Here is a 23,685-nt window from a genome sequence, read left to right on the forward strand (position 1 = left end):
GAACGCCAGGGTCAGGTGCGGTCGGCGGTGGTCGGCATGGCATCGAGCCAGTCGGCGAGCGCGGTGAGCGTGTCGAATTCGAGATCGGGCGTCAGCGTCGGATGTTCCCAGCGCCGGTCCTCGCGATTGATCCAGCAGGTGCGCAGGCCCGCGCGCGCGGCGCCGGCGACGTCCATCTCGATGTGGTCGCCGACGTGCAGCACGTCGCCATGCGCGCACCCCAGTCGATCGCAGGCGGCGTGGAAGATGCTCGCGTCCGGCTTGGCGACGCCGTGCTCGCGCGAGCCGAGGGTGAAGGCGAACAGATGGCCGATGCCCACGCGATCGAGATCCGCGTTGCCGTTCGTCACCGCCGCCACCGGCACCCGCGCGGCGATGCGTTCGAGCGCAGCGAGGCTGTCGGGGTAGTACTCGACCTTGTTGCGTTCGGCGTAGAACACCTCGTACGCGGCATCCAGCAGGCCCAGATCGCCGCCGCTGTCGCGCAGCGCGTGTTCGATGGTCAGCTGCCGCAGCGCGGACAGGTCGTGCATCAGATGCGCGTTCTCGGCGAACACCCGCGCGCGCAGATCGCGCATCTTCTCGATCGGATACATGTCCGCGGTCGCGGGGCTGTGCGTGCGCAGGAACGCATCGAGCGTCTGCTCGACCCGCGCCCCGATCGGCGCGAACGGCCAGAGGGTGTCGTCGAGATCGAGGGTGATGGCGCGGATGGGGAACGTCATGGGCCCATTGTAACGAGTGGCCGCAACGCGCCTCCGGCACGGGTTCACGGACCGAAGCCGCCGCGGGCACGGCGACCACCTTGGGTCATACTGGACGCGCTGAAGCCGTCACCGGCCGGCCGCGGTGGCAAAGGGCGGCTCGCCATCTCCGATTCCGATGCCGAACGCCTACCGATTCTCCGAGTCCCTGCTCGACTTCGATGCACGCGAACTGCGCCGTGACGGCGTCGTGGTCGTGGTGCCGGCGCGTGTGTTCGCCTGTCTGCAGTATCTGCTCGAACATCGCGAGCGCGCGGTCTCGCGCGACGAACTGGCGATGGCGATCTTCGCCCGCGACAACGTCTCCGACGCGCAGCTGAGCCAGATCATCCTGCGTGCGCGACGCGCGGTCGGCGACGACGGCCAGGAGCAGCGCGTCATCCGCACGGTGCCGAGTTTCGGGTTCCGCTGGGTGGCCGAGGTGACGCCGGTGGCGGTGGCGCAGGTCGCGCCGCCCGCGCCGGCGTCCGATGTCGCGGCGCCTGCATCGCCGGTCGGCGAGCCCGTGCCGACCGCGCCTGCGCGCCGCGGACGCCTGTTGTCCGCTATCGCAGTGCTGGTCTCGCTGGCACTGCTGGCGGCTGCGGCGTGGTGGTGGACGACCGCCCGGCCGCGCCCGGATGCCGCGCCGCAGCCGGGTGCCGGCGCGTTCATCGTGCTGCCCACCGAACTCGACCAGACCGCCGACATCGCCTGGGCGCGACTGGGCCTGATGGATTTCATCGGCGATCGCCTGCGCCGCGCCGGTCTGCCGGTGGCCGCCAGCGAAAGCGTGCTGTCGCTGATGCATGCGCACGACGGCGAACGCATCGAACCCGCGCGCCTGCGCGACGAAGTCGCCGGCGACTGGGTGGTGCACAGCCGGGCGATGCGGCGCGGCTCGGGCTGGCGGGTCGAGATCACCGCCGAAGGTCGCGACGATGCGTCACGGCACGCCTACGGCGAGCACGCCGATCTGGTGCGCGCGGCCGATCAGGCCTGCGGCCGCCTGCTGGCGGCGCTGGGCCGGGATGCCACCGGGCCGGACGTCGATGCGGGCCTCAGCGAACGGTTGCAGCGCGCGCAGGCCGCGTTGCTGAGCAACGAGCTGGACGCGGCCCGGCGCATCCTGGCCGAGGCGCCGCCCGCGCAGCGCAACGATCCGGGCCTGCGGTTGCGTCTGGCGCAGGTCGATTTTCGCGCCGGTCTGTACCCGAAGGTCCGCGACGAGGTCGAGCGGCTGCTGCGGATCGAGGCCGCCGACACGCCGCTGTTCCGCGCCCAGGTGTTGCTGCTGCGGGCCGGGATCGACCGCCGGCTCGATCATCGCGTCGCCGCCGAGCGCGACTACACCGAAGTACTGACGCTGGTCGGCCCTGCGGGCGACATCGTGCTCCGCGGCGATGCGCTCAACGGCCGCGGCATGGTCCGCTCGCTGCTCGGCCATTACGACGGTGCGCTGGAGGATCTGGGCCAGGCGCGGATCCTGGCCGTGCGCACCGGCGATCCATTAGCCGTCGCCCGGGTCGATGCGAGCCTGGGGTTTCTGGAAAAGGTGCGTGGCCGCCCGGCGCAGGCGGCGGAATACATCGCCCGCACGCTCGGCGAGTTCCGCCGCTTCGGCGCGATCTACGAACTGGTGTCGATGTCGGTGGCACTGGCCGAAACGCAGCTGTTGCTGCTGCAGCCCGACGACGCCCGCGCGAGCATCGAGCAGGCCTGGGCGCTGCGCGCGCGCATTTCCGATCCGAGCCAGCTGACCAACATCGCCCTGGGCCGCGCCGAGGCGATGGTCCGGCAGGGCGCGTTCGCCGCTGCCGAATCGATGCTGGGCGCCGACGCGGCCGGCCCGACGCTCAACAGCGATCTGCATCGCGCCGATGCCCTGCGGATCGAGATGGCCTGGCGCCGCGGCGATCCCGCGGCGGCCGTCCGGATCGCCGACCGCGTACTGGCCCGGTGGAATCCCGAGGCGCGGGCGGAACGGTTGTTCCGGGTGCGCTGGATGCGGCACCAGGCGGCGCTGGAAGCCGACCTCCCGCTGCGCGCCGACGACGCCCCGCGTCCGGCTTCCGACGACACCGGGTATGCCTGGGACTGGCTGCTGGTGGCGATGACCGCGCAGGCGCAGGACCGCGATGCCGATGCCGGCCACGCCTACCGCGTCGCGGTGGCGCGCGCCGAGCAGGACGGCGTGCCCGAAGAGGTCGCGCAGGCCGTCTACGCCGGTACGACCTGGCTGCTGGCGCACGACGACCGGGCCGAGGCGACGGCGCTGGTCGGCCGCATCGCGCCCTGGGCGCGCCAGGATTTCGACCTGGCGTTGCTGCAGACCCGGCTGCTGCATGCGATCGGACAGGTCGATGCCTGGTCGATCGCGCTGCAGGATGCGAAGCGTCTGGCCGGCGAGCGGGCCATCCCGGCCGCGTTGCAGACTTCGCCCGCGCTGCCGCCACGCGGCGCCGCAGACCTTTGAACGCAAACGGAAAAATGGAGATGTAATGGATCGGTAACGCGTCAGGAATGGTCTTCTCCGGCGCCGTGCGCCAAGGATCGGGCGTGCCGCACAGCGCGGCGACGCAGGTGGAATGCCCGTTCCGCCGCCACCGTGTCCCTCCGAGAGAAGACCCTTCATGACCCGTACGACCCTGGCGCTCGCCATTGCCGCACTTGTTGCCGTCCTGCCGCAGGCGCGCGCGCAGACTTCCGAGACCGCAACGGATGCGACGCGACTGCCTGCCGCTGCAGCGACGCCGTCCGAGCCCGACGAGGCGAGCGCCGACGCCGAGGCCGACGACGCCCCGCAAGCCGGTGTAGATCCGCATTTCCAGGCCGACGGCGATCCCGGTGCCTCCGCCACCGGCGCACTCGCGACAGCCGCCGGCTCGGGCGCGATCGCGAACGCACCCGGTGCATCGGCGTTCGGCAGCGGCGCTGTGGCGCAGGCGATGCACACGACCGCGGTCGGCTTCGACAGCGCGGCATCGGCCGACTACGCCAGCGCGTTCGGCGCTGGCGCGCAGGCCGCCGCCGACAGTGCGACCGCCATCGGCGGCCAGCTCTACGTGATGAATGGCGAGACCTGGGAAATGGAAGCCTTTGCGACCATCGCATCGGGCCGCGAGAGCGTGGCCGTGGGCGCCGGTGCACGCGCGCTGGCGTACCAGTCGACGGCGATCGGCGCGGGCGCCTATGCCGCCGGCGAGGAGTCGGTGTCGATCGGCGGCAGTGCGCGCGGCGATTCGACGACCGCGGTCGGTGTCATGGCGACGGCGGGCGCCGACCATTCGACCGCGATCGGCAAGGGCGCCACGACCGGTGCGATGCGCACGCTGGCAGTCGGCGGCAGCAGTGCGGCGTTCGGCGACAGCGCCACCGCGCTCGGCCAGGTGGCCCAGGCCTATGGCACGCAGAGCGTGGCGCTGGGCTTCCGGAGTCTGGTGGTCGGCGAGGGCGGCATGGCGCTCGGCGCCGATGCGTTCTCGATCGCGACCGGCAGTGTCGCGCTCGGTGCCAACGCCGTCGCCGATCGCGACTTCACCGTCTCCATCGGCGCCGGCGGTGCGGAGCGCCAGCTGGTCAACGTCGCTGCCGGCACGGAGGACACCGACGCGGTGAACCTCGGCCAGCTGCGCGATGCGACGCGGTACGCCGAATTCTTCGAAGCGACCGGCGGCCCGGACAACCAGCAGCCTGCGACCGTGATGGGCGACTACGGTACGGCCGCCGGGTCCGGTGCGCTCGCCGCGTCGATCGGCGCGTCCGCGTTCGGCAGCGGCGCGTTCGCATACGAGAAGCACACGACCGCGATCGGCTTCAACAGCGCGGCGTCGGCCGACTACGCCAGCGCATTCGGCGCCGGCGCGCAGGCCTCGGCCGACAGCGCCACCGCCATCGGTGGCCAGTACTACGTGATGAACGGCGAAACCTGGGAGATGGAAGAGTTCTCGACCATCGCCTCCGGCCGCGAGAGCACCGCGGTGGGCGCCGGCGCGCGTGCACTGGAGTACGCGTCGACCGCGATCGGCGCAGGCGCCTACGCCGGCGGCGAGGAATCGGTGTCGATCTCCGGCAGCGCGCAGGGAAATTCGACGACGGCGGTCGGCGTGATGGCGACGGCGGCGTCCGATCATTCGACCGCGATCGGCCACAGCGCGGCGGCCGGTGCATTGCGCACGCTGGCGGTCGGTGGCAGCGCCGGCGCGTTCGCCGACAGCGCCACCGCGCTCGGCCAGGTCGCACGCGCGTATGGCGTGCAGAGCGTGGCACTGGGCTTCCGCAGCCAGGCCGATGGCGAAGGCAGTCTGGCGCTGGGCGTCGACGCGTGGTCGACCGCGTTCGGCAGCGTGGCGCTCGGCGCCGGCGCGTTCGCCGATCGTGCGAACACGGTGTCGATCGGCGCCGCCGGCGCGGAACGGCAACTGGTCAACCTCGCCGCCGGCACGCAGGGCACTGATGCGGTCAACTTCGACCAGCTCAGCGCCGTCGCCGCGCGCGTGGGCGAAGTCGCCGACAGCGCGATCGGTTACGACGATGCGAGCCGCGGCCGGGTCACGTTCGCCGGCGCGCAGGGCACGCTGCTGACCAACCTCGCCGACGGCGAGCTCGCGGCCGACAGCACCGATGCGGTGACCGGCCACCAGCTGTTCGAGACCAACCAGCGCGTGGGCGTGGTCGAAGGCCGCGTCGACGGCATCGAGGACCGCATCGGCGACATCGAAGGCGTGGCCGCGAATGCGGTGGCCTACGACGACGCGCAGCGTGACAGCGTCACGCTGGCGGGCGAGGGCGGCACGCGCCTGGGCAATGTCGCTGCGGGTGCGATCGACGCGTCGAGCCGCGATGCGGTCAACGGCGCGCAGGTGCACGCGGCGATGCAATCGGTGGCGACCGCGTTCGGCGGCGGCACCGTCGTCGATGCCGGTGGCCGCCTGATCGGCAGTGTGTTCACCGTCCAGGGCCGCTTCTACGGCAACGTCGGCGACGCACTGGGTGCGCTCGACGGTGTCATCGCCGGACTCGACGGCCGCATCGGCGCGCTGGAAACCGGCGGCGGTGGCAGCGGCACTGCGCCGCCATCCGGCCGCGGCGACGGCCTGGCCGTCGGCAACGGCAGCGTCGCGGTCGACGGCAACGACACTGCGGTCGGACATGGCGCGATCGTCGAGGCCGAGGGCAGTACCGCGGTCGGCAGCAACGCCTCGATCACGGCCAATGCATCCAATGCAGTCGCGGTCGGTGCCGACGCGCGCGTCGAGGCGGCCTCGGGGACGGCGGTGGGACAGGGGGCGCGCGCGAGCGCCGCGGGCGCAGTTGCTCTCGGCCAGGGCGCGGTCGCCGACGAGGCGAATACGGTGTCGGTCGGCAATGCGGATCAGAAGCGCCGCGTGACCAACGTCGCCGAGGGCGTCCGCAATACGGATGCGGCCAATGTGGCGCAGGTGAACGCAGGCGATGCGCGCACGCTGCAGAGCGCCAACGCCTACACCGACAGTCGCTTCGCCGCCTGGGAAGACAATTTCTCGGCGCTGCGCGGCGAGGTCGACGAGCGCCTGCGGCACCAGGATCGCCGCATCGATCGCATGGGGGCGATGAGCGGTGCGTATGCAGGCATGGCGCTCAACACGGCAGGCCTCGCCGGACGCAACCGCGTGGGCGTCGGCGTCGGCGGGCAGGGCGGCGAGCAGGCGATCGCCGTCGGTTACCAGCGTGCGATCGGTAATCGCGCGAGCATCTCGTTCGGCGGCGCCGTCGCCGGCGGCGAGAGCAGCGTGTCGGCAGGCGCCGGTTTCAGCTGGTGAGGATCGGGCCCGTGCCGGCAGCGCCGGCACGGGTCAGGCGAGCAGGCGCGCCCAGCCTTCGAAGCCTTCCACGCGCGCCAGCACCAGCTTCACGCAGACGATCAGCGGCACGGCCAGCAGCAGGCCGACGATGCCCCACATCCAGCCGAACAGCATCAGCGCAAGGATCAGCATCAGCGGCGAGATCGCCATGCGGCGGCCGAGCACGATCGGGGTCACGAACTGGCCTTCGATCGTGTGCAGCAACAGATACACCGCCGCCGGAATCACCGGCGCCCAGGCCGCGTTCGGCCAGGTGCCGTCGTAGCTGACGAAGCCCACCAGCAGCATCAGCAGCACGCCGATCAGCGGGCCGACATAGGGCGCGAAGTTCAGCAGTGCGACCACCGTGCCCCACAGCAGGGCGTCCTGCAGCGGCAGCTGCATCCAGAACAGCACGCCGGCGAACACCGCGCCCAGCAGCGTGTTGATGATCGAGATCGTCAACACGTAACGCGAGATCTCGTGTTCGATGGACTGCATGATGTCGACGGTCAGCTTGCGGCGCTGGCGATCGGGCAGCATCGCGATCGCGTTCCGCTGCAGGTTCTCGCCGTAGACCATGAAGAAGAACGTCAGCAGCACGACGGCGAGCACCGACGCCAGCATCTTCGGCGTCGCGACAATCGTGCGCCACGAACTGTTGTCCTGGATCTGCACGAGCTGCACGCGGCGCTGCGGGCGGTCCTCGGTGGCGCGCGCGAAGGATTCGGCGGCCTGGCTGGCCTGGTGCACCGGCTGCGTCATCGCCTTGAGGCGCGGCGCGAGCGTGCGCAGGGTTTTCGGTGCCTGCTGCACCCATTCGCTGGCCGGTCCGTAGAGCTGGAGCCCGAGTGCGCCGGCGCCGGCGATGCCGAGTGTCAGCACCAGCAGGGCACCGACGAAGCGCGGAATCCACAGCCGGCGCAGCGCGCGCAGCACCGGATTGCCGACCAGTGCGAAGAACACCGCCAGCAGGATCGGCAGGATCACCGTCTGCGCCGCCCACAGCGTCGCCAGCACCGCAAGCGTGGTCAGCACGATGACGGCGGTCGATGCACGCGGGCGCGGGGTGACCGGTGTCGGCGCCGGCAACGGCGCGTCGTCCTCCGGCGGGGGACTGATGGGTGTGCTCATTGGCGGTCCGGGAATCGGGCGCTCAGCGCCCGGATTCCGACAACTCGGTCGCCGCTTCCGCGGGACGCGGCTGCTCCGACAGCACCGGATCGGGACGTCCGCGATCCGTGCGCGGTGCCGACGTGCCCGCCTCGGGCGTGGCACCCGATGGCGTTGCACGCTGGGTCTGCGTGGCGCCCGCGGACACCACCTGCGCCGCTGCGGCGGCGCCTGCAGCCGCGGCCGCCTGCGTGTCCGCCGTGCCGTCCGTCTTGGCTGCGACATTGTCCGCAGCGGCGTCGGCCGTCTGCGCCGCGTCGTCCGCGGTTTCGGCCGCTTTCTCCGCGGTCGCCGCGGCCACGGTGGCCTGCACCGACGTCAGCAGGCCCGACAGGGCACTGATCAACTGGATCGACTTCGGGCCGCCCAGCTTGCCGAGCTTGGTCAAGGCGCGTCGCGGCTCGAGATGACCGGTCGCGAAGCCCATCACCAGACCGGCGATGAGAATACGCGGCGGCGTCCAGGCTTCGCGCCAGCTCGAACTCAGGGCGCGGTAGCGGTCGGTGGTCTGCACCACCCGGCCGTCCACCAGTGATTCCGCGCGCTCGACGCGGTTCTTGAGGCCTTCGAAATTCATGACGCCTTCGCCTTGTCGGATGCACGCGCGGGCAAGGACGTGTCGTCCTCGTCGTCGTCATCGCCGTGTCCGGCTTCGGAGAACATGCCCAGGCGCGACAACTGGCGTCGCGTCGCATGCATGCCGGCATAGTCGAAGAACACCGACACGCGCCACGCGGCGATCGCGGTGACGACCAGACTGATCAACGTGGCGATCGAGATCGACGCCAGCCACGACAGACCCCACGACTGCAGCAATGCAATCGCGGCGCCCATCGCGAGCAGCCACGCCGATGCGCCGAAGACGACGGATACAGCCGACCACGCCAGCGCACGCCCGAGGGCACTGCGCGACAACGCCATGTCGGCCGCGACCAGCTTGCGCAGGGCGCGGCCGCTGTCGAGGCCGGAGCTGAAGGTTTCAGTGGCCGCCGCACGGATGCGGCGGATGCTTTCGTCGAGGTGCGGTGCTTCGCCGGGCGCACGATGTGCGCTGCCGGCGGGTTCCTCGCGCGGGTCTTCCCCGGTCACGCGCTCGGTCACGAAACGCCGCGCTTACTTGCTGCGCGCGAGCTTGGCGATGATCCAGCCGGCCGCGAACGCGGTGCCGAACGCAGCGATCGGACGCTCGCGGATCAGGTCCGCAGCGCTCTCGACCAGATCGCGGCCCTTGTCGAGCAGCACGTCGTACTGTTCCTTGGCGGCGGTGCCACCTTCCTCGAACGCGGCGACGCCGGCGATCGCGGAATCGGCGAGGTCGGACTTCACGGTCGCACGGCCGAGCTTGAGCTCGTCACCGGCCACGCTGGCGGCGTTCTTGACCGCGGCGCCTGCATCGCGGGCGGCCTGGGCAAGGTGCGAACCTGCCTCGCCAAGATGGGTCTTCACCGCGTCGGTCGAAGTGGGGCTCATGGTCGTGCTCCTGTCAGTTGGACGGTGCCACGCAGAGCGCGCGGCACGGGGGGATTGGGTCAGCGCATGATCACGTCGGCGATGCGTCCGCGACGTGAAATGCGCAGCACCAGATCGGACGGACGGTCGGCCAGCGAGTCGCGGAAACCCGCGAGATCACGGAACTGGCCGCTGTTCGCCGCGAGGATCAGATCGCCTTCGCGCAGGCCGCTCTGGAACGCGCGGCTGCCGGCGTCCACCGCCTCCACCAGCACGCCGCCGGCGCGCTGGTTCTGGCGACGCAGGGCTTCGGGCAGGTCGGCGAACATCGCGCCGGCCAGACGCGCATCCACGCTCGCGCCATCGCGCGGCAGTGCGGTCAGACGCGTATCGATCTTCACCGTGCGGCCGTCGCGCAACACGTCCAGCGTCACCGGCGTATCGAGTGCCTGCAGGCCCTGGAAGTTGCGCAGCGATTCGCTGTTGTCGATGCGCTCGCCGTTCGCGGCCACCACCACGTCGCCGGTGCGCAGGCCCGCGCGCGCTGCGGGCGAACCGCCGTAGACGCGCGTGATCACCGCGCCGCGTGGCGTGTCGAGACCGAGGCCCTGCGCGATGCGCGCATCCACCGTCTGCGTGTCGATGCCCAGCGTGCCGCGCTGCACGCTGCCGGTCGTCGCCAGCTGCATCATCACGTTGCGGGCCAGGCCGATCGGAATCGCGAAGCCCAGGCCGATGTTGCCGGCCATGCTGCCGCGCGTGTTGAAGCTCGCGGTGTTGATGCCGACCAGCTGGCCGCGCAGGTTCACCAGCGCGCCGCCGGAATTGCCTGGATTGATCGACGCATCGGTCTGGATGAAGTTCTGGAACCCCACGCCCGGCACGTTGCTGCGGCCCACCGCCGAAATGATGCCCGAGGTCACCGTCTGCCCGAAGCCGAACGGATTGCCCACCGCGACGACGAAATCGCCGACCTGCAGGTTCGCGTCCTGCGCCAGCGGAATCGCGGTGAGGTTGTCGGCCTTGATCCGCATCAGCGCCACGTCGGTGTCGACGTCGGAGCCGATGAATTCTGCTTCCACCGTGCGGCCGTCGGACAGCGTCACCGACACGTCGTCCGCGCCTTCGATCACGTGGTGGTTGGTCAGCACGTAACCCTGCTGCGCATCGACGATCACGCCCGAGCCCAGCGACTCGTTCATCCGCTCCTGGTCGAGCTCGGGAAACATGCGGCGGAAGAAGGGATCGTTCCCGAACGGACTCACGCGCACGCGCTGCTTGGCATGCACCGACACCACCGACGGCGTCACCGTCTTGAGCATCGGTGCCAGCGACGGCAGCGGCGCGCCGTCGACCGCGGCCGGCAGGGCGGCCATCGTCGGCACTGCGGCAACCGTCGCCGGTGTGGCGCCCGCGGGTTGCTGCACCACGTCGCGGATCGCGGTCGCGGCGAATCCGCCGAACGCGGCGGCGCAGGTCAGGGCGAGAAGTGTGGTCTTGGCGCGCATGGAGCGTCCCCTGTCGGCAGTGCGTCGGATGATCGACGCCGGAGCGTGGAAAACGGGTCGAAGACGGTCTCGAAGCACCGTCTGCGGGGCCAGCAGTGTGGCCCGCAGCGTTTGAATCGGTGTTGAAAGCCGCATTCAGATGATGCGCCGCAATACCCGCGGCGACATCTGTCATAGGTCCTGCCGACAATCGCCGGTCGCCCGGATTTCCGGTTGACACCGATCGGAGTCCGGGCGTAGCGTGGACCCCCGTTGCCGCCACTACATATTGGGTGTCGGCGTTGGAAATTCCCAACACATGGGGCTTTCAACGGTCAGCGACACTTCGCAGCAAAGGGGATGCACGCGATGGGTTCGAACGCCAGGGAGACGACGGCGCCCGGCCGCAACCGGCACTGCGCCTGCACCCGCACCACTGTTTTGAATTCCGCACGGATCGACGGCGCCTGATGCGCCGACGGTCCGCTCGCGTCCGCAACACGTACACGACAGGCGACCGGTCCACACCGGCGCGATTCCAGGAGCGCACAGCAGCATGAGCACGGTTCGCCTCGCGGCGGTGAAGTCCGATCCCGGTCCGGAAATTCCGATGCAGCCCGCGTCGGACGACATCTGGGACAAGAAGTACCGCCTCAAGACCAAGCAGGGCGTGGCCGTGGATGCCGACATCGACGGCACCTACCAGCGCGTGGCGAAGGCGCTCGCCGAAGCCGAGACCACCGTCGAGAAGCAGCGCCACTGGCACGAGCGCTTCCTGTGGGCACTGCGCCGCGGCGCGATTCCCGCCGGCCGCATCACCTCCAACGCCGGCGCACTCGAACACAAGCCCGCGACCAGCACGATCAACTGCACCGTGTCGGGCACGATCGTCGATTCGATGGACGGCATCCTCGAGAAGGTCCATGAGGCCGGCCTCACGCTGAAGGCCGGTTGCGGCATCGGCTACGAGTTCTCGACGCTGCGGCCCAAGGGCGCGTTCGTCGCCGGCGCCGGCGCGTACACCTCCGGCCCGATGTCCTTCATGGATATCTACGACAAGATGTGTTTCACCGTCTCGTCCGCCGGTGGTCGCCGCGGCGCGCAGATGGGCACCTTCGACGTCAGCCATCCCGACGTGCGCGACTTCATCCGCGCCAAGCGCGAAGACGGCCGCCTGCGCCAGTTCAATCTCTCGCTGCTGATCACCGACGGGTTCATGGACGCCGTCGACACCGACGCCGACTGGCCGCTGGTGTTTCCGATCAACGAGAAGGAAACCGGCGACTTCGATCTCGCCGACGCCGAGCAGGTGATCTGGCGCGAATGGCCGCAGACCAGGGGCTACGTGTCCCGCGACGACGGCCTCGTCGCCTGCAAGGTCTACGGCAAGGTCCGCGCGCGGCACCTGTGGGACATGATCATGGTCTCGACGTACGACTACGCCGAGCCGGGGTTCATCCTCATCGACCGCGTCAACGAGATGAACAACAACTGGTGGTGCGAGACGATCCGCGCGACCAATCCCTGCGGCGAACAGCCGCTGCCACCCTACGGCGCCTGCCTGCTCGGCTCGGTCAACCTCACCAAGTTCGTGCGCGAGCCCTTCACCGAGCGCGCGCGTTTCGACTGGGAGGAATACAAGGAAGTCGTGCGTGTGTTCACCCGCATGCTCGACAACGTGGTCGAGGTCAACGGCCTGCCGCTGCAGAAGCAGCGCGACGAGATCCTGCGCAAGCGCCGCCACGGCATGGGCTTCCTCGGTCTCGGCAGCACGCTGACCATGCTGCAGATGAAGTACGGCGAGCCTGATTCCTGCGAGTTCACCGAGCGCATCGCACGCGAGATGGCCGTCGCCGGCTGGGAAACGGGTCTGACCCTGGCGCAGGAAAAAGGCCCCGCGCCGATCATGGAAGAGCGCTTCGAAGTCACCGCCGCCATGCTGCGCAAGCGCCCGGAAATGGCGCAGGACGGCTGGAAGCTCGGCCAGGAGATTCCCGGCAAGGTGCTGCACGCGAAATACTCGCGCTACATGCAGAAGATCGCCGAGGTGGCGCCCGATCTCGTCGAGCAGCTGGCCGAAGCCGGCGCGCGCTTCACCCACCACAGCTCGATCGCGCCCACCGGCACCATCTCGCTGTCGCTGGCCAACAACGCCTCCAACGGCATCGAGCCGTCGTTCGCGCATCACTACAGCCGCAACGTGATCCGCGAAGGCAAGAAGTCCAAGGAAAAGGTGGACGTCTTCTCGTTCGAGCTGCTGGCCTATCGCGAACTCGTCAATCCGAAGGCCATGCCGTACTCGGACGATGCCGACGCGCAGCTGCCGGACTACTTCATCGCCGCCGACGACATCACCCCCAAGGCGCACGTCGACGTGCAGGCCGCCGCGCAGATCTGGGTGGACAGCTCGATCTCCAAGACCGCGAACGTCCCGACGGACTACCCGTACGAGGACTTCAAGGACATCTACCGCTACGCGCACCAGCGCGGCCTCAAGGGCTGCACCACGTTCCGCTTCAACCCCGCCGCGTTCCAGGGCGTGCTGGTGAAGGAAGCGGATCTGGCCAACACCACCTACCGCTTCGAGCTGGAAGGCGGCGAGGTGCTGGAAGTCGCGGGTAACGAGCAGATCGAATACGACGGCGAAATGCACACCGCCGCCAATCTGTTCGACGCGTTGAAAGAAGGGTATTACGGCAAGTTCTGAGTGTTGCCCCGACGCGTCGGCGGCAACGCCGGCGCGGAAACGGCAACACGCTGTGCAGTGGCATCACCGTCGTCTCCGCAATTGCTGCTCCCCTGTGCACCGGCTTCGCGCTACATTTCCGCCGCGGACGAAGTGCTCCGTAAAGTTCACTGACGAGGACACCGATAATGAGTAACGGAAACGGGGTTGCCGATACCCTGACGCACGCCGCCGAAGACGTCGCCGAGAAGGCGAAGGAAATCGTCGCAGAGGTCAAAAAACGCGCGAACGCCGTCGCGAAATCCGCGAAGAAGAGCGCGCAGGATGCAGAGAAGACCGTCACCAAGCGCGTCACCAAGGTGCGCAAGGCCGCGACCAAGCGCGCCGAAACCGCGAGCAAGGCCGTCAGCAAGCGCGTGACCGCGGTGAAGAAGAAGCTCGCCGCCGCCAAGAGCGCCGCCTCGTCCGAGATCGCCGCGCTCAAGCGCAAGGGCGCCGGCAAGACCGCCGCGAAGAAGGCGACCAAGAAGACCGCCAAGAAGACGACGGCGAAGAAGGCCACCGCGAAGAAGGCGCCGGCCAAGAAGGCAGTCGCCAAGAAGTCGGTCGCCAAGAAGGCACCGGCGAAGAAGGCCGCCACCCAGAAGTCGGCGACCCGCAAGACCGCCGCCAAGAAGGCCGCGACCACCCGCAAGGTCAACGCGACCAAGAAGACCGTCAAGAAAGCGGTGAAGAAGGTCGCCAAGAAGGCCGCCGCCAAGACCGCGACCGCCAAGCGCAGCGTCGCCGCCCGCAAGGGCGTCGCGAAGAAGACGGTCAAGACCGCCAAGCGTTCGGTCGCCGCCAAGAAGGGCGCCACCAAGCGCGCGTCGAAGAAGGCCTGATCCATCCGCTTCAAAGCCCCTCTCCCTCCGGGAGAGGGGTTGGGGTGAGGGAAGAACGACGTCCCAATCTCCACCCGCCCAGTTTCAGAGCCCCTCTCCCCCAGGGATAGGGGTTGGGGTGAGGGAACGACGACGTCCCAATCCCGAACCAGGCGCCACCCATCCTCCAGAACATCCGTCGCGACCGATACCCATCGCCGCCAAACGCGTCCCAAGCCGCACCGACAACCGCCCCACCCAGGACACCCGCCATGGCCGTCAAGATCGACCGCAAGATCACCGGATACGCCGTCGTCAAACCGGAAGACAAACCCGTCGAAGGCACGTCCGTCCCGCGCGAGATCGTCGAGGCGGAACTGCCCAAGGCTGACGTCATCCACATGCACGAGCGCATCGAGCGCCCGGACGTCCTGATCGGCAGCACCTACAAGATCAAGTCGCCGTTGGTCGAACACGCCATGTACGTGACCATCAACGACATCGTGCTCAACGCCGGCTCCGAGCACGAACAGCGACGTCCGTTCGAGATCTTCATCAACTCCAAGTCGATGGACCACTTCCAGTGGATCGTCGCGCTGACGCGCATCATGTCCGCCGTGTTCCGCAAGGGCGGCGACGTGACCTTCCTGGTCGAGGAAATGCGCGCCGTGTTCGATCCCAAGGGCGGCTACTTCAAGGCCGGTGGCGTGTACATGCCGTCGCTGGTCGCCGAGCTCGGCATGATCGTCGAGGACCATCTGAAGTCCATCGGGATGATGCACGACCCGGAAATGAGTGAGGCGCAGAAAGCCCTGATCGCCGAGAAGCGCAAGCAGATCGCCCAGCGCGAAGGCTCAAAAAAAAACAGTGACGTGAGCGGCGCGCCGCGCGCGCCTAGCAGCTCCGACGATCACCCCGAAGACATCGAAATCACCGGCGACGGCGCGAGCTTCCCGCCATCCGCAACCATGTGCCACAAGTGCAGTACGAAGGCGCTGGTGCTGATGGATGGGTGTGCGACTTGTTTGAACTGCGGGTACAGCAAGTGCGGGTGAGTTAGCCCGTAGCAACGTGGAATCAGCAATGGGGTCAGTCGTTCAGAAGTGAACCTGGCCCCACTTTTTTTACCGCACGCATCGCATCTGATGTCGCGTTTCAGTTGCAGGTATCCGAAGTTGTCACGGGCGATTGTTCGACAGCGTGGCATGTGTCGAAGTCTGTGTGGATGACTTGCAGCGTCGCGATAAATAGCCGCACGGGCCGAGACTGTTACCACTAAATTAATTAGATTTAGAGCCGACTAGGGGACAAGGAATGCTCGTATCTCGATATTTCAAGTTGGGTCGAAATCAGGGAACGCTCGATTTTCTCGATGTCCACATCGATAAGGATATTCCGGTCTTTGTTGACCCGGCTGCATTGCGTTCATTGCAGACAGACTGGGGACACCACTGCGTGTCTCTTCTGCAAAGCTATTTTGAGTCCGTCCTGACAGCAATCCGGAGGGGTGATCACGATCGGGCAAAACAGCTACTCGCTTGTCTCAACGAGAGGAACGAGTTCCACATAGGCTACTCAAAAGGTAGGTCTCGCGGAAGCGCATTAGGCGCGGTATCCGCCGAGAAAATTTGGGAGTCTCTAGTCAAGAGCAGAGCAGCAGAGACGGGCGTGCTCCACGACCTCGAAGACACGATCTTGTTCGTGGACGGCGTAGGTCCCGACATGTTGTCAGATGCCGTTTGCAATATCATTCGTGGACCATTGATTCAGTACACGCAGCAAGCTTGCGTTTATTACGGGATTCCGCTTACTTCGGGGGCTGATTCAGGCCCAGTGTGGAACACGCGCGACGAGAAGTGGGAAAGCCATCTAATTGATCTGCCAATTACAAAGCATGGATCGCTTATCTTGATCCCGAAGATCATTGCGCGTGTGAGGCAGACCTACGGGCACCAAGAGTATTACCGACACTTCTTGATGCCTGTTCTTCAGCAGCACCACAAAGATATCAATTCGTCTTTGGTGCACGTTCTCCAAAGCAAAAAGAACAAGGGCGTCAAGAAGGTATACAAGACCGATCTCTATGACCTGTACGGAGCGGATAAGTTGGTTTCCGCCAAGCTAACAGGCGAACATCCCCAAGCTTTGACGAACTACCGAGAGACAAAAATCGCAACGCCATCGCGGCCTCTTGACCATAGCGCGCTCGCGGAGATTGAGAATGTTCCAGCACCTAACCTCGACGGCCTGCTGAAGGACGTTACCTCACTTGCCACTGGTGCGAAGGATGCGACAAATTACGAGAATGCCATCGAAAAGCTGCTCTCTGCGCTGCTCTATCCGGCACTAGCCTTCCCGGTAAAGCAGGACAAGATCCATGAAGGCAGAAAGCGCATCGATATTACGTATGTGAACGATGCCAAGGATGGGTTCTTCAGCTGGGTTGCTAGAAGTCATCCTGCCTCACATGTCTTTGTTGAATGCAAAAAATTACGGCAAGGAGATCGGGAATCCTGAAGTTGACCAACTGGCTGGTCGATTCTCACCCTCCAGGGGAAAGCTCGGCATCCTTGTAGTCAGGTCGGTCGAGAACAAAGCGTTGCTGCTGAAGCGCTGTAAGGACACTGCCAACGACCAGCGTGGCTTCATTCTTGTGCTAGACGACGCCGATCTTGCCGAGTTGATCAAGCAGCGATCGGCGCTCATGTACGGATACGGCGAGACGTTGCTGTATCAGCAGTTTAAGGCACTCATTTCTTAGGTGGCAGCCACTCCCTGAGCCCACCGGGCAGTGGGGTCAGGTTCACTTACCTCGAGTTATCTGGGCCGTAGCGCGCAGATAACCGTGGATAACGGGGTAAAGTTCCCTTAGTTTGGTTGTTTTAACTGAAGAGCGAGACGAGGCCATGGAGCAGGCGCCCCTGACATTCGCATTGCTGGACGCCCAGATCGAGGCTATGCCCGAGGGGCCGGTCGCGACGCTCAACACGCCGCAGTGGATTCGCCCTTGGACGCTGATTGGCGTTGTGGGAGCCGTGCTGGGCTTGCTGCCCTCGCTGTTGATCGAGTGGTTCGCACCGGCGCAATGGATGGTCTGGATGTCGAAGGCCGGGCTGATCGTCATGGTGATCGGATTCGCCCCCGGCTTCGTGCGCAACGTCTTCGTGCTGTGGCGCGAGTTCCGCAAGCATCGGCAGGGGCTGATCGCACAAGTCGACCACGATGTCGGCGAGTTCCGTGCGTTGGCGACACGGCTTGCCGCCTATCCCAAAGGCGAGTTGGACGCGCAGGCGCGTGCTGCGCGGATGGCGTACGAACGCCTGGGGTCGCGGCTGATCATGCTGATCGGTGGTGTCGAGCGGCTCGGGCTGCTGCCACTGCTGTTGTCGCTGTTCGTCGTGCTGCGCAACTGGCGCGACCTGCTGGCCTTGCCCGGCTGGATGTCGTTCTTCGCGATCATGGCCGCGATCCTTTGGGTGATCGGTTGGGCCGGCGCCGAGTTCCGCAGGCGGTTGCAGTTTTACGGTTACCTGCTCGACGAAGCGTTGATCGTTCAGAGCGAGCAGCCAAGCGCGGCAGCGGGCCTGCCGGCACACCGCGCGAGCGGCGTGCCTGAAAACTGATGCGCGTGTGGGCGCGTGCAGGTAAACGGTAAGGTCGTCGCTGCACATCAGGAGGGATTCCGCCGTGCGAACCAAGTGTCTTCTGACGCTGTTCACCGCCTTCGTCTGCTCCACCGCCACGCCCGACGTGTCGGCGCGGGACGTCGACACCGCCGTATTCGTCGGAGAGCGCATTTCGATTCGTCCGATGCCGGATCCATGCCGGGCGGCCGCATCCGAGACCGGGGAACTCACCTGCATCACGATGGATGAGCTGTTCAAGGCCCGATATCGCGTGGTGCAGAACGTTGTCGGCGCGCAAGCGGGCACGACGCTCGAGTTCGCCGTGGCCGACCATTACGGATTTCCGCCGTTCGGCCGGTTCCATTACGCGCTGCTGTTCGTCGCGATGGGCGACACGCCCTGGTTGCACAAGTACCAGGCAATCCCGATGCATCGGACTGCCGACAAACAGTGGGCGTCATGTGGCGATATCCGATTCGACCCGGACGGTCCGCCGTCGCCGGAACTCAAGGCGCTGCGATTTCTCCAGCCCATCGCGCGTGAGTCGGACCTGCCGACGAGCATGCGCGTTTCGTACGAGGCCGGAACGCTGCCACATCTGCGCATCGCGCGCGGTCAGGTCTGGTGTTCCGAGGGCATCCTGATCGAGGACGTGTATCGGATGGTGCGCGACGGCGTGATGCGCGCCCGCGAGGTGCCGCTACCTGAGTGGCCCGGAGCGGCTGCTCCGCCCTGAGCGCGAGTTCGAATCAGGAGGGCAGTTCACTTCTGAGGTAGAGCGGTGGACGCAGGCGGGGATAACGGTGTCAAGTTCACTTTCTTTGGGTTCGCGGCGATCTGACTTTGGCTATTCCCACCGCGACTCAGGCCAGAAGTGCTTTGCCATGGAAATCTGCTCGTGAAACATCTACTCATTCTGATCTGCCTGATTCTCTCAGGCCCTGCTGCGGGCACGTCCGTTCCACCTAAGCCACTGGCGGAGATGGTGGAGGAAGCGGACTGCATTGTTGCGGCCACGGTGAAGCAAGTGAGCATGGTCAACGCGCGGGGGCGACCGGTCGCGGATCGCAATGCCAGGACCGGGCCGGGCTTGAAGAACCAGATCCGGTTCCATCTGGAGGTCGAGGACGTGCTGCGCTCGAAGGGGGCGGCGCTTCCGTCGCGCATTGTCGTGCCACTTTGGACGATGTGGCACTACGAGCTGGGGGCTATCACGAATGCTGCTCAAGGATCCACGGGCATCTTCTTGCTGAAGTGCGGCAGCTTTGAGCCTGTGTATCCGGCAGGCTTTCAGCGTCCCCTTTCGGAACGCGAGGAAATCGAGCGTTTGATGGGTGCTACTGCAGTGGAGGTGCCGGTGTCAGGTTCTGATCGGAATGCGGGTGAGAATCCATCTCCGAGTGTCGGACGCCGACCCGCCCGCTAAACTGCGCGCCCCGTTTCCGCATTCGACAAGGATCCCCCCATGACCTCCATCACCACGCCGTCCGGCCTGCAGTACGAAGACACCGTCGTCGGCACGGGCGCAGAAGCGCAGCCCGGCCGCAACGTGACCGTGCACTACACGGGCTGGCTGTTCGAGAACGGCGTGCAGGGCGCGAAGTTCGATTCGAGCAAGGATCGCGATGAGCCTTTCATCTTTCCGCTGGGTGGCGGCATGGTCATCAAGGGCTGGGACGAAGGCGTGCAGGGCATGAAGGAAGGCGGCCAGCGCACGCTGATCATTCCGGCCAGCCTCGGCTACGGCGCACGCGGGGCCGGTGGCGTCATTCCGCCTAATGCCACTCTGAAGTTCGACGTGGAACTGCTGGGCGCCTGAGTCCGACGGCGCACGTGCGGCGTCGAGCGCCCTTCGCGTCAGTAGCGGCCGGATCAGGCCGCTGCTGACGTATGGAGTCGAGAGCGTTTCGATGTTTGCAGCGCTTGAAGTCTTTCAGGACGCGCAGCGCGTGAGGAGTCGGAAATGGGTGTCGGGTCCGGAGTGAGCCAAGCGGGCGAATCGCGCCGGGCGGGTGCGCCGCGGCACGGCCTGCGGTCGACCTTGCGCCGGGTGGCCGGGGCAACGTGTCTCGTCGTCCTGTGTGCGTGGTCGAGTCTGGCGGTGGCCGCGCCGTCGGCGCCGTCCACGACGACTGTGCAGGTTGAACTTCTGCCCTTGCTCGACGAGATGCTGGCGGCCGCCAATGCCCACGACACGGACCGCTTCATGCGGATGTACGCCAGACAGCCGGACACCGTGCTGGTGTTCGACGACATCACGCTGCGCGGCTGGCAGGCCATTCGCGACGCACAGCTGGACTGGTGGGACCACGGCAAATCCGATGCGGTGTACCGCGCGCCGTCACCGCCTCAGATCACGCCGATCAATGCGGACGTGGTGGCGACGCTGCAGACGCTGGAGGTCACCAGCACGACGCCGGCTGGCGCGAAAGCGGATGCGCGCGTGTTCGCCACGTCGATCTGGAAGCGGCTCCCCGAGGGCTGGCGGATCGTACTCGCGCACGAGTCGCTGCTGATGGCGCCGGCAACGCCCTGAGGACTGTGCCAGCACCGTTCGATGCGCTGTGCGGGAGCGCGCGAGAGGTCGGTTGGCGTCCTGCATCCGGCATCGTCAGTCGACAGCAGCCGGGGACGCAGCGGGCTCGAGATCCCGATCCAGCAGACAGTCGATGAAGGCGCGCAGCGCGGGGCGCATGTGCCGCCGGTTGGCGTAATACAGATACAGCCCCGGCACCGTCGGCGACCAGTCGGCGAGTACGCGTGTCAGCCGGCCGTCCTGCAATGCCTGGGCGACGCAGTCGTCGTGGTAGGTGTAGAGGATGCCGAGGCCCGCCACGGCTGCGGCGGAAATGATGCTCTGGTGGTTCGCGATCACCGGCCCGTCGCCGTGGAACTCGACCCGCTTTCCGGCCTTCGCGAACTCCCAGCCGGCGATCCTGCCGCTGCCGGGAAACCGGAACCTGATGCATGCGTGACGCTGCAGGTCCGACGGGGTGGCGGGTGTGCCGTGACGCGCCAGGTAATCGGGGCTGGCGACGGCCATCAGCTGCACATCCGGCGTCAGCCGCACCGCGACGACATCCTTCTCCAGTCGACCGCCCACGCGGATGCCGGCGTCGAAGCCCTCGGCGGCGATGTCGCTGAGCCCGTCGCTGATGACGATGTCGAGCACCACGTCCGGATGCGCCCGGCCGAACCGCCCGAGACGCGGCGCGATGAGGGTCTCGGCCGCCATGCTGAAGGTGTTGATGCGCAGCGTGCCGGCGGCGCGTGCGTTCGACCCCATGGCCTCGGCCACCGCCTCGTCCACGTCGCGGAGCATCGGCGCGATGCGCGTGTGCAGGCGCCTGCCGGCTTCCGTCGGCGACACGCTGCGCGTGGTGCGGTTGAGCAGGCGCACGCCGAGGCGTTCCTCGAGCTGCCGGATGATCTGGCTCAGGACCGAGCGGGACAGGCCCAGATGATCGGCGGCCCGCGCGAAGCTGGACCGGTCGACGACGGCCGCGAAGGCCCGGAGTTCAGCGAATTCGGATCCGCGCACTGTGCACCGTTTTGGACATAAGCCGATTCGATAATAGGCGATTCACGGCACGATCCACGCGGCGCAGCATGACCCCTCCACCCGACAGGAGCGCGTCATGCATACCCTCGATCTCCCCGAACCGATCGCCGCCTATTTCGAAGCCGACCGCCAGAACGCGCAGGCGGTCGGACGCTGCTTCGACGACGACGGCGTGGTGCTCGACGAAGGCCATACCCATCGCGGTCCCGCGCAGATCGCGGACTGGAAGTCGGCGACGCAGGCGAAGTACGACTTCACCGCGCGGCCGCACACCGTGGCCCAGGACGGTCGCGCGTACATCGTGACCTGCAACGTGTCCGGCGCGTTCCCGGGCAGCCCGATCGACCTGCGCTACACCTTCACCCTGGCCCGCGGCCGGATCGCCTCGCTGGAGATCGCGTCATGAGCTTCGATCTCCGACTCTCTGGCACACGCGTGCTGATCACGGGCGGCACGCGGGGCGTGGGCGCCGCGGTCTCCGCATTGCTGGCCAGCCTGGGCGCCCGCGTCGTGGCGACGGCCCGGTCCATCCCCGACACGGCCGTGGACGGCGTGCACTACCTCGCGGTCGATCTCGCCACGCCCGAAGGCGCCGCGCGCGCGGTGGCCGGGGCGCGCGACCATCTCGGCGGTGTGGATGCACTGGTCAATGTCGTCGGCGGATCGTCGGCGCCCGCGGGCGGCTTTGCGAAACTCGACGATGCGGAATGGGCCAAGGCGCTGGATCTCAATCTGATGGCGGCCGTGCGCACGGACCGTGCGGTGCTGCCGGAGATGCTTCAGCGCGGCGCGGGCGTGATCGTGCACGTGACCTCGATCCAGCACCGCTTGCCGCTGCACGATTCCACCATCGCCTACGCCGCGGCGAAGGCCGCGCTGTCGACTTACAGCAAGGCGCTGTCGAAAGAGGTGACACCGCAAGGCGTGCGCGTGCTGCGCGTCTCGCCGGGCTGGGTGGAGACCGAAGCCGCGACCGATTTCCTCGGCACCATCGCCGCCGGCGCGGACACCGATCTCGCGGGCGCACGGCAAATGGTCATGGATGCGCTGGGCGGCATTCCGCTGGGGCGGCCGGCGATGCCCGCAGAGGTCGCGGATCTGATCGCATTCCTGATCTCGCCACGCGCGGCGGCGATGTCGGGCAGCGAGATCACGATCGACGGCGGCACGGTCCCCACCGCCTGACCCGCGCCGGATGCCGCGGACAGTCAGCCGCGGCGGCGGGCGATCGCCAGCAGATCGGTACGAATTGTCAAATTATGTGGACTTTAAATTCCCCAAAGTCCAGCGGTTGTGGAAAAGTAGCCCTGCCGAACGACACATCCCGCCGCACCCAGACCGCCATCCCATTCCGACCGGAGACCTGCCATGTCCATGTTCAAGACCGCCGTGCTTGCTGCCGCCCTGACCGCCAGCGCCGTGTCCGGCGCGCACGCGAGTGATGCGGCCACGCCGACCACCCCGGCCCATGCGAAGAATGTCGTGCTGGTGCACGGCGCGTTCGCCGACGGTTCGGGCTGGCGCCCGGTGTACGAGTTGCTCACCGCACGCGGCTACCGCGTGTCGATCGTGCAGAACCCGCTGACCTCGCTGGAAGACGACGTCGCGGCCACGCGCCGCGTCCTCGATCGCCAGGATGGACCGACCGTGCTCGTCGGCCACTCCTGGGGCGGCACGGTGATCACCGAGGCCGGCGTGCACGACAAGGTGACCGCGCTGGTGTACGTCTCCGCGCTGGCGCCCGACGCCGGCGAGACCACCGCGCAGCAGTACGCCGGTTTCGCGCCGACGCCGGAATTCGTCATCGACACCGCTGCCGACGGCTTCGGCATCGTGAAGCCCGCGCAGTTCAAGGCCGGCTTCGCGCACGACACCACCGACGCCGACGCGGCGTTCCTGCGCGACTCGCAGGTGCCGATCCACATGGCCGCGTTCGCCACGCCGCTGACGCAGTCCGCGTGGCGCAGCAAGCCCAGCTGGGCGGTGATCGCGACCGAGGACAAGGCGTTCGACCAGGCCATGCTCGTCCACATGGCCGAACGCATCGGCGCCGACATCACCCGCGTGTCGGCCAGCCACGCGCTGTTCTACACCCGGCCGGGCGTGGTCGCCGATGCGATCGAGCGCGCCGCGCAGGGCGTGCGTCAGGGCGAGTGATCGCCCGTTGCGATGGACCGGTCGCGTCCGGTCCATCGTGGTGCGCAGCCCAGTGACCGTTTGCACGGCGCAGTGAACGCCACGCCGGAACTCCTCGCTTTAACGTTCGATCAGCGC

At 67.3% G+C, this 23,685-nt stretch carries 22 protein-coding genes; 15 read left to right on the forward strand and 7 right to left on the reverse strand.

Annotated features, from left to right (window positions below; all coding sequences use genetic code 11):
* Nucleotides 1-11 precede the first annotated feature (11 nt).
* Nucleotides 12-725, reverse strand: coding sequence for an HAD family hydrolase (locus V3391_RS15625; protein WP_332079353.1), 714 nt, complete (start codon nt 723-725; stop codon nt 12-14).
* 157 nt (nt 726-882) lie between these two features.
* Here V3391_RS15625 and V3391_RS15630 point away from each other — a divergent pair, with 157 nt between their 5' ends.
* Together V3391_RS15630 and V3391_RS15635 are read left to right on the forward strand one after the other, a co-directional pair.
* Nucleotides 883-3,219, forward strand: coding sequence for a winged helix-turn-helix domain-containing protein (locus tag V3391_RS15630; RefSeq protein WP_332079354.1), 2,337 nt, complete (start codon nt 883-885; stop codon nt 3,217-3,219).
* Nucleotides 3,220-3,376: 157 nt separating this feature from the next.
* Nucleotides 3,377-6,544: a YadA-like family protein gene (locus V3391_RS15635; RefSeq protein WP_332079355.1), complete on the forward strand. Its 3,168-nt coding sequence runs from the start codon at nt 3,377-3,379 to the stop codon at nt 6,542-6,544.
* A 33-nt stretch (nt 6,545-6,577) separates the two neighbouring features.
* Here V3391_RS15635 and V3391_RS15640 read toward each other — a convergent pair whose 3' ends face one another.
* Genes V3391_RS15640 through V3391_RS15660 form a run of 5 tightly spaced genes read right to left on the reverse strand, consistent with a single transcriptional unit; the run spans nt 6,578 to nt 10,695 of the window.
* On the reverse strand, nt 6,578-7,699 hold the full coding sequence (locus tag V3391_RS15640; RefSeq protein WP_332079356.1) for an AI-2E family transporter: 1,122 nt from the start codon (nt 7,697-7,699) through the stop codon (nt 6,578-6,580).
* Nucleotides 7,700-7,721: 22 nt separating this feature from the next.
* Nucleotides 7,722-8,315 carry a protein sip-5 gene (locus V3391_RS15645; protein ID WP_332079357.1) on the reverse strand — a complete coding sequence of 198 codons (594 nt, stop codon included), beginning with the start codon at nt 8,313-8,315 and terminating at the stop codon, nt 7,722-7,724.
* Complete coding sequence (locus V3391_RS15650; RefSeq protein WP_425497299.1) at nt 8,312-8,827, reverse strand: phage holin family protein; 516 nt, start codon at nt 8,825-8,827, stop codon at nt 8,312-8,314. Before V3391_RS15650 ends, V3391_RS15645 begins: the two co-directional genes overlap by 4 nt.
* A gap of 24 nt (nt 8,828-8,851) precedes the next feature.
* Nucleotides 8,852-9,208 carry a hypothetical protein gene (locus V3391_RS15655; protein WP_232134162.1) on the reverse strand — a complete coding sequence of 119 codons (357 nt, stop codon included), beginning with the start codon at nt 9,206-9,208 and terminating at the stop codon, nt 8,852-8,854.
* A 59-nt stretch (nt 9,209-9,267) separates the two neighbouring features.
* Nucleotides 9,268-10,695 carry a Do family serine endopeptidase gene (locus tag V3391_RS15660; protein ID WP_332079358.1) on the reverse strand — a complete coding sequence of 476 codons (1,428 nt, stop codon included), beginning with the start codon at nt 10,693-10,695 and terminating at the stop codon, nt 9,268-9,270.
* Between the two features lie 535 nt (nt 10,696-11,230).
* On the opposite strand from V3391_RS15660, the gene V3391_RS15665 reads away from it, so the two are divergent.
* From V3391_RS15665 to V3391_RS15710, 10 genes are all read left to right on the forward strand, one after another.
* Nucleotides 11,231-13,381, forward strand: a complete 2,151-nt coding sequence (locus tag V3391_RS15665; RefSeq protein WP_332079359.1) for an adenosylcobalamin-dependent ribonucleoside-diphosphate reductase — start codon at nt 11,231-11,233, stop codon at nt 13,379-13,381.
* 167 nt (nt 13,382-13,548) lie between these two features.
* Nucleotides 13,549-14,244, forward strand: a complete 696-nt coding sequence (locus V3391_RS15670) for a hypothetical protein (protein WP_332079360.1) — start codon at nt 13,549-13,551, stop codon at nt 14,242-14,244.
* A gap of 251 nt (nt 14,245-14,495) precedes the next feature.
* Complete coding sequence (locus V3391_RS15675) at nt 14,496-15,278, forward strand: TSCPD domain-containing protein (protein ID WP_332079361.1); 783 nt, start codon at nt 14,496-14,498, stop codon at nt 15,276-15,278.
* Between the two features lie 259 nt (nt 15,279-15,537).
* Nucleotides 15,538-16,740 carry a hypothetical protein gene (locus tag V3391_RS15680; protein WP_332079362.1) on the forward strand — a complete coding sequence of 401 codons (1,203 nt, stop codon included), beginning with the start codon at nt 15,538-15,540 and terminating at the stop codon, nt 16,738-16,740.
* Nucleotides 16,691-16,984: a hypothetical protein gene (locus V3391_RS15685; RefSeq protein WP_332079363.1), complete on the forward strand. Its 294-nt coding sequence runs from the start codon at nt 16,691-16,693 to the stop codon at nt 16,982-16,984. The genes V3391_RS15680 and V3391_RS15685 overlap by 50 nt, the downstream gene beginning before the upstream one ends.
* Nucleotides 16,985-17,129: 145 nt before the next feature.
* Nucleotides 17,130-17,846, forward strand: coding sequence for a hypothetical protein (locus tag V3391_RS15690; RefSeq protein ID WP_332079364.1), 717 nt, complete (start codon nt 17,130-17,132; stop codon nt 17,844-17,846).
* Between the two features lie 64 nt (nt 17,847-17,910).
* Nucleotides 17,911-18,585 carry a hypothetical protein gene (locus V3391_RS15695; protein WP_332079365.1) on the forward strand — a complete coding sequence of 225 codons (675 nt, stop codon included), beginning with the start codon at nt 17,911-17,913 and terminating at the stop codon, nt 18,583-18,585.
* Between the two features lie 162 nt (nt 18,586-18,747).
* The gene (locus tag V3391_RS15700; protein ID WP_332079366.1) at nt 18,748-19,275 is read left to right on the forward strand and encodes a hypothetical protein; all 528 of its coding nucleotides are present in this window, start codon (nt 18,748-18,750) and stop codon (nt 19,273-19,275) included.
* Nucleotides 19,276-19,314: 39 nt separating this feature from the next.
* A complete protein-coding gene (locus V3391_RS15705) occupies nt 19,315-19,668 on the forward strand; it encodes an FKBP-type peptidyl-prolyl cis-trans isomerase (protein ID WP_332079367.1) in 354 nt (117 codons plus the stop codon).
* Nucleotides 19,669-19,950: 282 nt separating this feature from the next.
* Nucleotides 19,951-20,385, forward strand: coding sequence for a YybH family protein (locus tag V3391_RS15710; RefSeq protein ID WP_332079368.1), 435 nt, complete (start codon nt 19,951-19,953; stop codon nt 20,383-20,385).
* A 75-nt stretch (nt 20,386-20,460) separates the two neighbouring features.
* Here V3391_RS15710 and V3391_RS15715 read toward each other — a convergent pair whose 3' ends face one another.
* Nucleotides 20,461-21,390: a LysR family transcriptional regulator gene (locus V3391_RS15715; RefSeq protein ID WP_332079369.1), complete on the reverse strand. Its 930-nt coding sequence runs from the start codon at nt 21,388-21,390 to the stop codon at nt 20,461-20,463.
* Between the two features lie 97 nt (nt 21,391-21,487).
* Between V3391_RS15715 and V3391_RS15720 the strand changes: the two genes are divergently transcribed.
* The 3 genes from V3391_RS15720 (at nt 21,488) to V3391_RS15730 (ending at nt 23,568) form a co-directional block, all read left to right on the forward strand.
* Nucleotides 21,488-21,817: a nuclear transport factor 2 family protein gene (locus tag V3391_RS15720; protein ID WP_332079370.1), complete on the forward strand. Its 330-nt coding sequence runs from the start codon at nt 21,488-21,490 to the stop codon at nt 21,815-21,817.
* Complete coding sequence (locus V3391_RS15725; protein WP_332079371.1) at nt 21,814-22,596, forward strand: SDR family oxidoreductase; 783 nt, start codon at nt 21,814-21,816, stop codon at nt 22,594-22,596. The genes V3391_RS15720 and V3391_RS15725 overlap by 4 nt, the downstream gene beginning before the upstream one ends.
* Nucleotides 22,597-22,779: 183 nt before the next feature.
* Complete coding sequence (locus V3391_RS15730) at nt 22,780-23,568, forward strand: alpha/beta fold hydrolase (RefSeq protein WP_332079372.1); 789 nt, start codon at nt 22,780-22,782, stop codon at nt 23,566-23,568.
* Nucleotides 23,569-23,685 lie beyond the last annotated feature (117 nt).

It is taken from the genome of Luteimonas flava, assembly GCF_036584485.1.
Taxonomy (GTDB): Bacteria; Pseudomonadota; Gammaproteobacteria; order Xanthomonadales; family Xanthomonadaceae; genus Luteimonas; species Luteimonas flava.